Annotated in this window: 11 protein-coding genes and 1 pseudogene; 10 read left to right on the forward strand and 2 right to left on the reverse strand. The window is 64.2% G+C overall.

What is annotated here, in order from left to right:
* Position 1: 1 nt before the first annotated feature.
* The 7 genes and pseudogenes from glp (at position 2) to ybaK (ending at position 9,371) form a co-directional block, all read left to right on the forward strand.
* Entirely contained in the window at positions 2 to 1,258 is a 1,257-nt protein-coding gene (glp, locus tag BRA1253DRAFT_RS30170; protein ID WP_007600668.1) for a gephyrin-like molybdotransferase Glp, read from the forward strand.
* Positions 1,259 to 1,324: 66 nt separating this feature from the next.
* The gene (locus tag BRA1253DRAFT_RS30175) at positions 1,325 to 1,588 is read left to right on the forward strand and encodes a sulfurtransferase TusA family protein (RefSeq protein ID WP_007600670.1); all 264 of its coding nucleotides are present in this window, start codon (positions 1,325 to 1,327) and stop codon (positions 1,586 to 1,588) included.
* 318 nt (positions 1,589 to 1,906) lie between these two features.
* A complete protein-coding gene (locus BRA1253DRAFT_RS30180; RefSeq protein WP_007600672.1) occupies positions 1,907 to 3,562 on the forward strand; it encodes an OFA family MFS transporter in 1,656 nt (551 codons plus the stop codon).
* 91 nt (positions 3,563 to 3,653) lie between these two features.
* Entirely contained in the window at positions 3,654 to 3,941 is a 288-nt protein-coding gene (locus tag BRA1253DRAFT_RS30185) for a hypothetical protein (protein WP_007600673.1), read from the forward strand.
* A gap of 245 nt (positions 3,942 to 4,186) precedes the next feature.
* A complete protein-coding gene (locus BRA1253DRAFT_RS30190) occupies positions 4,187 to 5,896 on the forward strand; it encodes an NADH-ubiquinone oxidoreductase-F iron-sulfur binding region domain-containing protein (RefSeq protein ID WP_007600674.1) in 1,710 nt (569 codons plus the stop codon).
* Positions 5,893 to 8,661 carry a formate dehydrogenase subunit alpha gene (fdhF, locus tag BRA1253DRAFT_RS30195; protein WP_007600675.1) on the forward strand — a complete coding sequence of 923 codons (2,769 nt, stop codon included), beginning with the start codon at positions 5,893 to 5,895 and terminating at the stop codon, positions 8,659 to 8,661. The genes BRA1253DRAFT_RS30190 and fdhF overlap by 4 nt, the downstream gene beginning before the upstream one ends.
* A 234-nt stretch (positions 8,662 to 8,895) precedes the next feature.
* Positions 8,896 to 9,371: pseudogene (gene ybaK / locus BRA1253DRAFT_RS30200) on the forward strand (Cys-tRNA(Pro) deacylase).
* 13 nt (positions 9,372 to 9,384) lie between these two features.
* Here ybaK and BRA1253DRAFT_RS30205 read toward each other — a convergent pair.
* Positions 9,385 to 10,080 carry a GntR family transcriptional regulator gene (locus tag BRA1253DRAFT_RS30205; protein ID WP_007600679.1) on the reverse strand — a complete coding sequence of 232 codons (696 nt, stop codon included), beginning with the start codon at positions 10,078 to 10,080 and terminating at the stop codon, positions 9,385 to 9,387.
* A 160-nt stretch (positions 10,081 to 10,240) separates the two neighbouring features.
* Here BRA1253DRAFT_RS30205 and tcuA point away from each other — a divergent pair, with 160 nt between their 5' ends.
* Genes tcuA through tcuB form a run of 3 tightly spaced genes read left to right on the forward strand, consistent with a single transcriptional unit; the run spans position 10,241 to position 13,800 of the window.
* Positions 10,241 to 11,632, forward strand: a complete 1,392-nt coding sequence (tcuA, locus tag BRA1253DRAFT_RS30210) for an FAD-dependent tricarballylate dehydrogenase TcuA (RefSeq protein WP_007600680.1) — start codon at positions 10,241 to 10,243, stop codon at positions 11,630 to 11,632.
* A gap of 28 nt (positions 11,633 to 11,660) precedes the next feature.
* The gene (locus BRA1253DRAFT_RS30215) at positions 11,661 to 12,689 is read left to right on the forward strand and encodes a hypothetical protein (protein WP_007600682.1); all 1,029 of its coding nucleotides are present in this window, start codon (positions 11,661 to 11,663) and stop codon (positions 12,687 to 12,689) included.
* Positions 12,690 to 12,693: 4 nt separating this feature from the next.
* Entirely contained in the window at positions 12,694 to 13,800 is a 1,107-nt protein-coding gene (gene tcuB / locus BRA1253DRAFT_RS30220; protein ID WP_007600684.1) for a tricarballylate utilization 4Fe-4S protein TcuB, read from the forward strand.
* A gap of 1 nt (position 13,801) precedes the next feature.
* Here tcuB and BRA1253DRAFT_RS30225 read toward each other — a convergent pair whose 3' ends face one another.
* Positions 13,802 to 14,476: a triacylglycerol lipase gene (locus BRA1253DRAFT_RS30225; protein ID WP_007600685.1), complete on the reverse strand. Its 675-nt coding sequence runs from the start codon at positions 14,474 to 14,476 to the stop codon at positions 13,802 to 13,804.
* Position 14,477: the final 1 nt, after the last annotated feature.

Raw genomic sequence — 14,477 nt, forward strand, 5'->3', positions numbered from 1 at the left:
CATGGCGCAATTGTCGGACGATTGTTTTGCCTTCGGCGGACCGATGATGTCGGTCGACGAGGCCGTTGGCCTGATCACGACGCGCGTCAACGCGATTGTCGATCTCGAAACCGTGGCGCTCATCGATGCAGATGGGCGCGTGCTGGCCCGCGATATCGCGGCGCCGCTGCCGTTGCCGCCCTTCACCAATTCCGCTGTTGACGGCTACGCCGTGCGCAACGCAGATCTTCCTGATAGCGTTGAGCGGGCATTCCCGCTCGACGGCCGCATCCAGGCCGGCGGTCTGGCACTGGCGCTGATCAAGGCCGGCCACACCGCGCGCATCTTCACCGGCGCGCCGATGCCGCCGGATGCCGAAACCGTCTTCATGCAGGAAGATGTCCGCATCGACGAGGCCGGTCGAATTGTGCTGCCGCCGGGGCTGAAGCCGGGCGCGAATGTCCGCCCTGCGGGAGAGGACATTCCCCAGGGCCACATCGCGCTGCGCGCAGGCCAGCGCTTGCTGCCGCAACATGTCGCGCTCGCGGCGGCGTTCGGCCTGGTCCGGCTCGACGTCGTCAGGCGCATCCGCGTCGCAGTGTTCTCGACTGGTGATGAACTGGCCTCGCCCGGCGAGCCGCGCGCGGCCTCGCAGCTGTTCGACTCCAATCGCTTCATGCTGATGGCGATGCTGCGCCGGCTCGGCTGCGAAGTCAGCGATCTCGGCATCTTGCGCGACGAGCGGACGTTGCTCGCGAATGGCTTGAAGCAAGTCGCAGGCAGTCACGATCTGATCCTCACCACCGGCGGCGTCTCGACCGGAGAGGAGGATCACGTCAAGGCGGCGGTCGAGAGCATCGGCTCGCTGGTGTTGTGGCGGATGGCGATCAAGCCGGGACGGCCCGTGGCGATGGGCATCATCGAGGGCACACCGCTGATCGGATTGCCGGGCAATCCCGTCGCGAGTTTCGTCACCTTCGTGCATGTGGTGCGGCCGACGGTGCTCGCGCTTGCGGGCAGCCTGCCGGAGCCGCCGTTGCCGATCCCGGTGCGCGCGGCATTCACCTACAAGAAGAAGGCGGGGCGTCGCGAATATGTTCGCGCTTCCTTGCGGCGCACGCCGGACGGTGCACTCGAGGCCATCAAGTTTCCACGCGAGGGCGCTGGGCTGTTGTCCTCACTGGTCGACACCGACGGCCTCATCGAGCTCGATGAGGAGGTCACGCGTGTCGAGCCGGGGCAGAGCGTGGGTTTCTTGTCCTATGCCGATCTGCTCTGAGTCTTGGCGTTGCGTTGGCGCTGTCCTGGCGTTGACGCCATCGGCCCCTCCCGCCATGTTGCGCCGATGACCAGAACGACGCTCGATCTCACCGGACTGAAATGCCCGCTGCCCGCCCTGAAGACGCGCAAAGCGCTGAAGCCCTTGCAGCCGGGCGATCAGCTCGAAGTGCACTGCACGGATCCCCTGTCGGTGATTGACATTCCAAACCTGATCCGGGAGACCGGCGACACGGTGGAGATCACCGAGCGCAACGACGCGCGCATCGTGTTCTTGATTGAGAAGGCCGATCGGTCGATAGAAAACATCAATGGTGCGCCGCCCACTTAGCCGGCGGTCACTCGGTTGATACCTACCTTTTGTCTATCGACATCGATCATCACTTCTGCCCCAATTGACTTCCTCCGCCGAGACGCGGAGGTCGAGTCTTGCCTGCGATATGCGGAGCAAATGGGCCATCGAAAGAAGCCCGACCGTGGCGTCGGGCATAGCCCCCAAGGTTAGGGGTTTAACGTCTCGGATGCGCGTGACGATCCTGGCGCGCGTCGATCATTGTGCGGAGCAGCAGGGACAAAGGCTGCGCTGCAGGCTGAGGAACAGGACCGTCGTGGCAGGCCGTTCAGAAGCGCGGCTTTAGGGGAGGAATGCATGTCTACCATCGAGAGCGCGGGAACACTTTCGGGTGCCGGCGCAGGTTTTCTGGATCGCGAGCGGACCATCGCGACCGCCGGGTTCAATCGCTGGCTGGTGCCGCCGGCTGCGCTGTGCATCCATCTCTGCATCGGCATGGCCTACGGCTTCTCGGTGTTCTGGCTGCCGCTGTCGCGCGCGATCGGCGTGACCGCGCCGAAGGCGTGCGCAGACATGTCGCTGTTTCAGGAGCTGTTCACGACCAGCTGCGACTGGAAGGTCGCCAGCATGGGATGGATGTACACGCTCTTTTTCGTGCTGCTCGGTATCGCGGCTGCGGTCTGGGGCGGCTGGCTGGAGCGCGTAGGCCCGCGCAAGGCCGGCTTCGTCTCGGCGCTGTGCTGGTGCGGCGGCCTCTTCCTCGGTGCGATCGGGGTTTACACCCATCAGCTCTGGCTGTTGTGGCTGGGTTCGGGCGTGATCGGCGGCATCGGTCTCGGCCTTGGCTATATCTCGCCGGTGTCCACGCTGGTGAAATGGTTTCCGGACCGCCGCGGCATGGCGACCGGCATGGCCATCATGGGCTTCGGCGGCGGCGCCATGATCGGCGCGCCGCTGGCGAACCTCTTGATGAACTACTTCAAGACCCCGACCTCGGTCGGCGTCTGGGAGACCTTCTTCACGATGGGCGTCATCTACTTCGTGTTCATGATGATCGGCGCGTTCCGCTATCGCTTGCCGCCGCCCGGCTGGCAGCCCGAGGGCTGGACCGCGCCGTCGAAGGCCAACGCGATGATCTCAAAGGCCAACGTCCATCTCAACGACGCGCACAAGACGCCGCAGTTCTGGCTGATCTGGTGGGTGCTGTGCCTGAACGTGTCGGCCGGCATCGGCGTGATCGGCATGGCCTCGCCGATGCTCCAGGAGATCTTCGCCGGCAAGCTGATCGGCCTGCCTAACGTCGGCTTCAACGCGCTTGATGCGGGACAGAAGGCGCAGATCGCCGCGATCGCCGCGGGCTTCGCCGGATTGCTGTCGCTGTTCAACATCGGCGGCCGCTTCTTCTGGGCATCGCTGTCGGACAAGATCGGGCGCAAGAACACCTACTATACGTTCTTCATCCTCGGCATCGCGCTTTACGCGCTGGCGCCGACTTTTGCGGCGATGGGTTCGAAGCTCCTGTTCGTGCTTGGCTTCGGCATCATCCTGTCGATGTATGGCGGCGGCTTCGCCACCGTGCCGGCCTATCTCGCCGACATGTTCGGAACCCAGTTCGTCGGCGCCATCCATGGCCGGCTGCTGACGGCGTGGTCCACCGCGGGCATCATCGGCCCCGTCGTGGTGAACTACATCCGCGAGTTCCAGCTCGCGGCGGGCGTGCCGCGCGACCAGCTCTACAACACGACCATGTACATTCTCTGCGCGATGCTGATCGCCGGTCTGATCTGCAACTACCTGATCAAGCCGGTCGATTCGAAATGGCACATGAAGGAGGCCGATGTCGCCAAGTTGCAGGCGGCAAGCGCCAGCGCCGCAGCCGCGGGGCCGCACGGCTCCTACGGCATCGGTTTTGGCGGGCTTGACGCCAAGGCGGCGCTGTTCTGGGCCTTCGTCGGCGTTCCCCTGCTTTGGGGTGTCTGGAAGACATTGGAGAGCGCGGTCAAGATCTTCTGACCGCCGTCGAGACAGAAGCGGGATGCTCATCAGGCGTCCCGCTTCGTTGGCCTTTCAGACATCATCAGGAATGGGACTTAGGGGGATTGAAATGATTCGCACCCGAATTTGTATTCGAATTGGCCTTGCGGCCGTATTGCTCGTCGCTGGACTTCATACCGCATCCGCGCAGACGACAACGACACCTGCGGCGCCCACTGCAACGACGGAAGCAAAGCCTGGCAAGATGAAGCTCACCATGCAGAAGCTGAAAGACATGAAGGCGAAATGGGCGGCCAACAAACCGAAGCTCAAGGCCTGTCGCGCCGACGTGAAAGCCAAAGGCCTCGCCGGCGATGACCGCTGGTTCTACATCGAAGAGTGCATGAGCAAGACCTGAGATCGGGTTCCGTCCGACGCTTGCGTAAAGGGGCATGGCGGGCGACCGCCTGCCTCCTAAATCACTCTAGACACGCTCTAAATTGTCTTGCATCTGGCATACCAGAGACTAGAGTTGCTTCGAATTTGGCTTGGTGGCGCGACGCGGGAACCGGTCGTTCCGCTGATCGAATCAGGAAACGAAGGCGCATCGCTTGGCGATCCGGCCTAAAGTCATTACGCATTTGAAGAGAACGCGACGTCTCCATGAGCAGCAACGACGACGTTCACAAGGTCAGAGAATTCGAGCATCCGGGCCAGGGACGGAAGCGCGCCAAATCCACCCCCAAGGGACGGCAGGTTGATCCCACCGCCGCGCATGAGATCGCGCAGCTGCTCGGCGACAGGCCGCGGCGTCGCGACCCGTTGATCGAATATCTGCACCTGATCCAGGACAAGTACCGCCAGATCTCGGCCGCGCATCTCGCCGCGCTCGCCGACGAGATGAAGCTCGCGTTCGCCGAGGTGTTCGAGACCGCAACCTTCTACGCGCATTTCGACGTGGTGAAGGAAGGCGAGCCCGATATCGCGCCGCTGACGATCCGCGTCTGCGATTCGCTGACCTGCGCGATGCTCGGCGGAGAGAAGCTGCTCGCCGATTTGCAGGACGCGTCGGGCCCCGGCATTCGCGTCGTGCGTGCGCCCTGCGTTGGCCGCTGCGATACGGCGCCTGCCGCGGAGGTCGGACACAACTTTGTTGACCACGCGACGGTGGCCAATGTCATGGCGGCGGCGAAGGCTGGCGACACCCACGCGCATCTGCCCGACTATATCGGCTATGACGCCTATGTCGCCGGCGGCGGCTACAAGCTGCTCAATCGCCTGCGCTCGGGCGTGCTGCCGACGGACGACCTGCTGAAGGCGCTCGACGACGCCTCGTTGCGCGGTCTCGGCGGCGCCGGCTTCCCGACGGGACGCAAATGGCGCGCGGTGCTTGGTGAACCCGGCCCGCGGCTGATGGCGATCAACGGCGACGAGGGCGAGCCCGGCACGTTCAAGGATCGCGTCTATCTCGAAAGCGATCCGCACCGCTTCCTCGAGGGCATGCTGATCGGCGCCCATGTGGTGCAGGCCTCGGATATCTACATCTACCTGCGCGACGAATATCCGGCATCGCGCGAAATCCTCGAACGCGAGATAGCAAAGCTGCCGCCGGGCGGTCCGACGCTGCATATGCGCCGCGGCGCCGGCGCCTATATCTGCGGCGAGGAATCCTCGCTGCTGGAAAGCATCGAGGGCAAGCGCGGCCTGCCGAGGCACAAGCCGCCTTATCCATTCCAGGTCGGCCTGTTCGGCCTGCCGACCTTGATCAACAATATCGAGACCTTGTGGTGGGTGCGCGATATCGTCGAGAAGGGCGCCGACTGGTGGAAGGGCCACGGCCGCCATGAGCGGCACGGCCTACGCAGCTTCTCGGTCTCGGGCCGCATCAAGAACCCCGGCATGAAGCTCGCGCCTGCTGGCATCACCGTGCGCGAGCTGATCGACGAATATTGCGGTGGCATGGCCGACGGCCATCAATTCTATGCGTACCTCCCGGGTGGTGCGTCCGGCGGCATCCTGCCGGCGGCGATGGACGACATCCCGCTCGATTTCGGCACGCTTGAAAAATACGGCTGCTTCATCGGCTCTGCCGCGATCGTGATCCTGTCGCAAAAGGACAGCGTGCGCGCGGCCGCGTTGAACCTGATGAAGTTCTTCGAGGACGAGAGCTGCGGCCAGTGCACGCCGTGTCGCGTCGGAACCCAGAAGGCCGCACTGCTGATGCAGCAACCGGTCTGGAACCGCGCTCTCCTGGACGAATTGAGCCAGGCGATGCGCGATGCCTCGATCTGCGGGCTTGGACAGGCGGCATCGAATCCGCTTGCCACCGTGATTAAATATTTCCCTGACGAGTTCAAGGAAGCGGCCGAATGACGAAGATTACGTTCGAGCTCGACGGCAAGCAGGTCGAGGCCAATGCAGGCGAGACGATCTGGCAGGTCGCAAAACGCCAGGGTCGCGAGATTCCGCATCTGTGCTATTCGCCCGCGCCGGACTATCGTCCCGACGGCAATTGCCGCGCCTGCATGGTCGAGATCGAGGGCGAGCGCGTGCTCGCGGCGTCCTGCAAGCGCACGCCATCGGTCGGCATGAAGGTGAAGACGGAGAGCGCGCGCGCGGTTTCCGCGCAAAAAATGGTCATGGAGCTGCTGGTTGCCGATCAGCCGGCGCGCGAGACCTCGCACGATCCGGAGTCCAAATTCTGGCATTGGGCCGAAACCACTGGGGTCACCGAGAGCCGCTTCCCCGCCGCCGAGCGTTGGGCGACCGACGCCAGCCATCCGGCGATGCGCGTCAATCTCGATGCCTGCATCCAGTGCGGCCTCTGCGTGCGCGCTTGCCGCGAGGTCCAGGTCAACGACGTCATCGGCATGGCCTATCGCAGCCACGGCTCGAAAATCGTGTTCGATTTCGACGATCCCATGGGCGAGTCCACCTGCGTCGCCTGCGGCGAATGCGTTCAGGCCTGTCCGACCGGGGCCCTGATGCCGGCCGTAATGCTGGACGAGAAGCAGACCCGTGTCGTCTATGCCGACAAGAAGGTGGATTCGCTTTGCCCGTTCTGCGGCGTCGGCTGCCAAGTGACCTATGAGGTCAAGGACGAGAAGGTGATCTATGCCGAGGGCCGCGATGGCCCGGCCAACCGCAACCGTCTTTGCGTCAAGGGCCGCTTCGGCTTCGACTACATCCACCATCCGCATCGACTGACCAAGCCGCTGGTGCGGCTGCCGAATGCGAAGAAGGATTCCAACGACCAGGTTGATCCCGCCAATCCGTTCACGCATTTCCGCGAAGCGAGCTGGGAAGAAGCGCTCGACATCGCGGCCAGGGGCCTCGTCAAGATCCGCGACGAGAAGGGTGTGAAGGCGCTGGCCGGCTTCGGCTCGGCCAAGGGCTCGAACGAGGAGGCCTATCTGTTCCAGAAGCTGGTGCGCACCGGCTTCGGCTCCAACAACGTCGACCATTGCACCCGCCTGTGCCACGCCTCGTCGGTCGCGGCGCTGTTCGAAGGCCTGAGCTCGGGCGCCGTGTCGGCGCCGTTCTCGGCGGCGATGGACGCCGAGGTCATCATCGTAATCGGCGCCAACCCCACCGTGAACCATCCGGTCGCTGCGACTTTCATCAAGAACGCGGTCAAGCAGAACGGCGCGAAACTGTTTGTGATGGATCCGCGCCGTCAGACGCTGTCGCGTCATGCGACCAAGCATCTGCAGTTCAAGCCGGGCTCGGACGTCGCCATGCTGAACGCGATGATCCACACGATCATCACCGAAGGGCTGACCGACGATCAGTACATCGCCGGCTACACCGAGGGGTTCGAGGACCTCAAGGAGAAGATCAAGGAGTTCACGCCGGAGAAGATGGAGCCGATCTGCGGTGTCCCGGCGCAGACCCTGCGTGAGGTCGCGCGAACCTATGCGCGGGCAAAATCGTCGATCATCTTCTGGGGCATGGGCATCAGCCAGCATGTCCACGGCACCGACAATGCGCGCTGCCTGATTGCGCTGGCGCTGATCACCGGCCAGGTCGGCCGGCCCGGCACCGGCCTGCATCCGCTGCGCGGCCAGAACAACGTGCAGGGCGCTTCCGATGCCGGTCTGATCCCGATGTTCCTGCCGGACTATCAGCCGGTCGGCCGCGACGACATGCGCGGTGCCTTCGAGAAGCTGTGGGGCCAGGATCTCGATCCCGTGCGCGGCCTGACCGTGGTCGAGATCATGAACGCGATCCATGCCGGCGAGATCAAGGGCATGTATATCGAGGGCGAGAACCCCGCGATGTCCGATCCCGATCTCCAGCACGCGCGCCAGGCGCTTGCCATGCTCGATCATCTCGTGGTGCAGGACCTCTTCGTCACGGAGACCGCATTCCACGCCGACGTCATCCTGCCGGCCTCGGCGTTTGCCGAAAAGGAAGGCTCCTTCACCAACACCGATCGTCGCGTGCAGCTCGCGCGCCAGGTGATCAAGCCGCCGGGCGATGCGCGGCAGGATCTCTGGATCATCCAGGAGATCGGCAAGCGCATGGGGCTGCCGTGGAATTATGCTGGTCCCGGCGAGGTCTTCACCGAGATGGCGGAGTTGATGCCGTCGCTGAAGAACATCACCTGGGAACGTCTGGTCCGCGAGGGCGCGGTCACCTATCCCGTCGACGGTCCCGACGTGCCCGGCAACGAGATCATCTTCACCACGGGATTTCCGACCGCGAGCGGCCGCGGCAAGATCGTTCCGGCCCACGTCATCCCGCCGGACGAGATTCCCGACGCCGAGTATCCGATGGTGCTCTCGACCGGCCGCGTGCTCGAGCATTGGCACACTGGCTCGATGACCCGCCGCGCGCAGGTGCTCGACCAGATCGAGCCGGAGGCGGTCGCGTTCATGTCGCCGAAGGACATGCACAGGAAGAAGCTCGCGCCGGGCGATTTCATCCGGCTCGAGACCCGCCGCGGCGCGGTCGAGGTCAAGGTCCGCTCCGACCGCGACGTTCCCGAGAACATGGTGTTCATGCCGTTCTGCTACGCGGAGGCGGCGGCCAATCTCCTGACCAACCCGGCGCTCGATCCATTCGGCAAGATCCCGGAGTTCAAGTTCTGCGCGGCGAGAGCCGAGCGCGCCGAGTTGCGGGACGCGGCCGAGTAGGCGCTCGGTGGTGTTGTGGCGGCACGGCGTTGCCAACCCTCAGTGTCGTCCTGGCGAAGGCCAGGACCCATACCGCGGAATCTATCGATTTCGGGTGATAGTAGTATCGAACGACAGGTCTTCGCCAACGCCTCCCTGGGGTAATGGGTCCTGGCTTTCGCCAGGACGACTCGGGGAGAGACTGCGCCGTACTCGTCCCTTCGCTCCTCGCAGCGGCGGTGCTAGACATCGCATATGTCCAAAGCCACCCCAGCCACACGCGCGCTCACAGCCGCAAAGGTTGCCTTCACCGTCCACGCTTATGACTACGATTCCGATGCCGAGAGCATCGGCCTCCAGGCGGCTGCTGCGCTTGGCGAAGACCCCGCGCGTGTATTGAAAACGCTGATGGCGCTGGTCGACGGCAAGCCGGTCTGCGTGATCGTCCCATCCGACCAGGAAGTCTCGATGAAGAAGCTTGCCGCTGCTGTTAGCGGCAAGTCAGCGCAGATGATGAAGCCGCCCCGGAGGCCGAGCGACTCACCGGCTACAAGGTTGGCGGCATCAGCCCGTTCGGGCAGCGGAAGCCCGTACGCACCGTGATCGAGCAGAGCGCGCTCGCACATGACCAAGTGTACGTCAATGGCGGTCAGCGCGGACTGCAGGTGCGGCTCAGTCCAGGCGATGTGCGGGACGTGTTGAAGGCGATCGTCGCGGAACTGGTCGCCTGAGCGCGGCGTTCTGCTACTGCTTTTGCAACAGCTTCAGCCGACAGCGCAGCGCTTCGCCGATGTGTGCACGCGCAAGCTGCTCCGCTTTGCCGCCGTCGCGAACCGCGATGGCGTCGATGATGGCCTGGTGCTCGCCGTGGCTGGTCGAAGGGCGGCCCGATACGGTGAACGTAGTCGGACCGAGCAGAGCGATCCAGTCCTGCAATTCCCGCGAAGCGTTGTCGAGATAGCGGTTGCGCGCGGCGCGGCAGATCGCTTCGTGGAAGGCGCGGTTGAGCCTTGCCATTTCTCCTGCCATGTCGGTCGCGTCGGCCCCGGACGCTTCGACAAAGGCCTGCTCGATGTCCCTGAGCGCATCGATCTCGGGCGCAGACGCGTGCTCGGCGGCAAGTCGGGCGGCGGCGCCCTCCATGATCTCGCGCATCGCATAGAGTTCGAGTACCTCGGAGATGTCGAGGTTGCGTACGATCAGGCCGCGGCCGCCGGCAGGTTCGACGAACCCACGTGCCGCAAGCCGGCCCAGAGCCTCCCGCACCGGCGTGCGGCTGACCTTCAGCCGCTGGGCGACCTCTTCCTCGCGCAGGCGGTCGCCAGCGCGATAGCTGCCGGCCTGCAGCGCCTCGCAGAGCGAGCGGAACACGGCTTCGCCGAGCGCCACGCCGCCGCCGCGCGCGACCGAGCCGCCTGCCTTTGTCGGGCGCCTTGCCATGCAATCCTCGTGCTCGCCACGCGCATCCTGCCCATGCAGCGATGGCGCTTGCTGGATTTCTGTATATCTTTGTATACAAAAGTGCGCAATGGCGAACCGGATTGACCGGGGCCGCCTGCGGGGCAGAATGTCTCCAACTTCGTCGCATCGGGCAGACGGCATGAGCAGCAAATACGATGTGCTGGTGATCGGCGGCGGCAACGCGGCGCTGTGTGCGGCGATCAGCGCCCGACGTGGTGGGGCGTCGGTGCTGGTGCTCGAAGGCGCGCCAAAATTCTATCGCGGCGGCAACACGCGTCACACCCGCAACATGCGCTGCGCCCATGACGAGGCGACCGAAATCCTGACCGGGCCCTACACCGAGGAGGAGTTTTGGGAGGATCTCCTGCGCGTCACCGGCGGCCAGACCGACGAGATACTCGCCCGGCACATGATCCGCGAGTCCAAGGACATTTTGAACTGGATCGTCGAGCAGGGGGTGCGCTGGCAGCCCTCGCTGGGCGGCACGCTGAGCCTCGGCCGCACCAACTCCTTCTTCCTCGGCGGCGGCCGTGCGATGTTGAACGCCCTGTATCTGACCGCCGAGCGGCTCGGCGTCGAAATCGAATACGACGCCGAGGTCACCGACCTCGTGATCGAGGATGGCATGTTTCTCGCCGCCCGCCTCAAGCGGCCGATCAAGGGCGACACCGAGATCCGCGCGACGTCGCTGGTCGCCGCCGCCGGCGGATTCGAGGCCAACATCGAATGGCTGAAGCAATATTGGGGCGAAGCCGCCGACAATTTCCTGATCCGCGGCACGCCCTATAACCGCGGCTCGATCCTGAAGATGCTGCTCGCCAAGGGCGTGCAGGAGGTCGGCGATCCCACCCAATGCCATGCGGTCGCGATCGACGCGCGCGCGCCGAAATTCGACGGTGGCATCATCACGCGCCACGACTCCGTTGTGTTCGGCATCGTCGTCAACAAGCACGCGCAGCGCTTCTATGATGAAGGTGAGGACATCTGGCCGAAGCGTTACGCGATCTGGGGCCGGCTGGTGGCCGCGCAACCCGACCAGATCGCCTACATCATATTCGATTCCACCGTGGTCACGAGCTTCATGCCGACGCTGTTCCCGCCGATCGCAGGGCAGACGATTGCCGAGCTCGCCGGCAAGCTCGAGCTCGATCCGGCCGCGCTGGAAAAGACCATCACCGAATTCAATGCCGCGGTGCGGCCCGGCACCTTCGACCACACCATTCTGGACGATTGCCGCACCGAAGGCATCACACCGCCGAAGACCCATTGGGCGCGGCGGATCGAGACGCCGCCCTACCTTGCCTATCCGGTGCGGCCCGGCATCACCTTCACCTATCTCGGCACGCGCGTGACCAGGGAGGCGCGGATGCTGATGGCTGACGGCAAGCCGTCGGCCAACATGTTCGCGGCCGGCGAGATCATGGCCGGCAACGTGCTCGGCAAGGGCTATGCCGCCGGCATAGGCATGACCATCGGCAGCGTGTTCGGGCGGATCGCAGGACGGGAAGCGGCACGCCACGCCAAGAACTAGGACGAAGAAAAGACACGAGGGAGGAACCATGTCACGCATTGCCATTGCCTCGATCGCGGCGCTGCTGATCGTCGGCCACGCCCACGCGGCCGAGCCGATCACGCTGCGAGACATGGGTTCGTTCCATGTCGGTGGGCGTCTTGTCGAAATCTCCGGCAAGCCGGTGAGGGAGGTCGTGTTCGCGCCCGGCGGAGTGCCGGCCAAGGTCGATCCCAACGGCACGTATCAGGTCGAGCAGATGTACGTGCAGTATTTCCTGCCGGCAAACGAGAAGGGTGCCTATCCTTTGCTGATGTGGCACGGCGGCGGATTGACCGGCGTCACCTACGAGACCACGCCTGACGGACGCGAAGGCTGGCTGAATTATTTTCTGCGCAAGGGGTGGGCGGTCTATAACTCCGACGCGGTAGAGCGCGGACGCGCGGGCTGGGCGCAGTACCCCGATATTTTCAAGAGCGAGCCGGTCTTCCTGACCACGGCCAATCCGTTCGAGCGTTTCCGCATCGGCGATGGACCGAACTCCTACGATCCCGATCCCGCCAAGCGAAAATTGTTGCCGGGCAACCAATTCCCCGTCGAGGGTTACGAGAATTTCGTCAAGCAGAACGTGCCCCGCTGGACCACGACCGACGATGCGACCATCGCCGCCTATATCGCCGAGATCGATCGCGTCGGCCCCTCGGTGCTGCTGTTCCACAGCCAAGCCGGCACCTTCGGCTTCAAGGTCGCGCAAGCCCGCCCCGACAAGGTGAAGGCGCTGATTGCGATCGAGCCGGCCGGCATCGGCGATCCCGCCAAAGCGGATGTGCTGAAGAACATTCCGACCCTCATCATCTACGGCGACTATATCGAGCGCGATTCGCGCTGGCCCAAGATCCGCGCCAACGGCATCGCCTTTGCGGACGCCGTCAAGGCGGCCGGGGGCAGCGTCGGCATCGTCGATCTCCCGCAGGCCGGCATCAAGGGCAATTCGCATATGGTGATGATGGACAAGAACAACCTCGAGGTCGCAGCCCTGATCCAGAAATGGCTCGAGAGCAAAGGCCTGACGAAGTAAAGCCATGCACGGAACCAAAATTCTGGACGAAGCCGACCGCCTGATGACGGTCTGCAATTCCTGCCGTTACTGCGAGGGTCTTTGCGCGGTATTTCCCGCCATGGAGATGCGTCGCGCCTTTTCCGACGGCGACCTCAATTATCTCGCCAATCTCTGCCATGGCTGCGGCGCCTGCTACGTCGACTGCCAGTTCTCGCCGCCGCACGAATTCAACGTCAACGTTCCGCAGACGCTGGCGATCGCGCGCGCGGAATCCTACGCGGCCTATGCCTGGCCACAGGCGCTGTCCGGTGTCTTCGCGCGTAACGGTCTCGTCATCAGCATCGTCGCCGCGCTCAGCATGGCCGCCTTCATCCTCGGCTTCGCGGCCCTGAACGACCGCACCGTGCTGTTCGGCGTGCACACCGGCCCCGGCGCTTTCTACAAGTTGATGCCGCACAACGCGATGGCGGCGTTGTTCAGCGCGGCCTTCCTTTATGCGATCTTCGCGCTGGTGATGAGCGTGCGCGCGTTCTGGCGGGATATCGGTCCACCGATCGGCGGCCGTCCGGACGGTGGCTCGATCTTTCAGGCGATGCGGGACGCTGGTGAGTTGCGCTATCTCCATGGTGGCGGCGTCGGCTGCTACAATGAGGATGACAAGCCGACCGACCGGCGCAAGCTTTTCCATCACCTGACCTTCTACGGCTTCCTGCTCTGCTTCGCCGCGACCTCGGTCGCCACGCTGTATCACTATCTGCTCGGGCGCGAGGCGCCGTATCCGTGGTGGGATCTGCCGGTGGTGCTCGGCACGCTCGGTGGCATCGGTCTGATCATCGGGCCGATCGGCCTGTTCGTCGCCAAGATGCGGCGCGATCCGGCGCTGCTCGACGAGCAGCGCTATGGCATGGATGTCGGCTTTATCGCCATGTTGTTCCTCACCGGCTTCACCGGCATGCTGCTTCTGATTCTGCGCGAGACTGCAGCCATGGGGCCGCTGCTGACGCTGCATTTGGGTGCAGTGTTCGCGCTGTTCGTCACCATGCCGTACGGCAAGTTCGTGCACGGCATCTATCGCTTCGCGGCACTGGTGCGTTACGCGCAGGAGCGACGCAGCGATGCCGGTTCTTGATTCAGATGGTGCGGAAGCGGCCATCGCGCAGGAAAGCGATGGTCTGTTCGATGGCGGCGGCGTGACGCGGAAGTCCGGTATGGGACGCCTTCACGACGATATGGTCGGCCATGCCGGCGACCATCGCGCTTTGCACTGAGACCCGTCCGTCATTTGGCTTCGGCAGAACCAAGAGGCCGGCGACGGGATCGATGAAGCGGTTTCCCGCGATCACGCCGACGGGATAGTCCACCGCGGGCAGGGCGTCAGACCGGGGCGTGGACGTGGTGGTGAGCTCGAGTCCGGCGGGTCCGTAGAATGCGCTGTAGAGGCGATATCCGCTCAGGAGATCGGCGACCTCGCTGCCGCCGTTTGGCGTGCCCAGCATCACCACGCCGGCAAGCCGGTCCGGACGATATTTCGCGATATAGGCGCGCGTCACCAGACCGCCCATCGAATGCGCGACGAAATGCAGCGGCGCCTCACGCTCGGCGAAGCGGGCGACTTCCAGGTGAATATCGTCCGCGAGCGCCGTGATCGTCTTGCGGCGGCTGGCATAGTCGATGTTGAGCGTTGCAAAGCCGCTGGCCCGGAGCGCCCGTTCCAGTCTGATCAGGGACGCCGAGGTGCGCGCGATGCCGTGAAGCAGAACCACTCCAGGGCATCGCGCCTCGCTTGATTGAGACGCCTCGTGCATC

This window comes from Bradyrhizobium sp. WSM1253 (assembly GCF_000244935.1).
Taxonomy (GTDB): domain Bacteria; phylum Pseudomonadota; class Alphaproteobacteria; order Rhizobiales; family Xanthobacteraceae; genus Bradyrhizobium; species Bradyrhizobium canariense.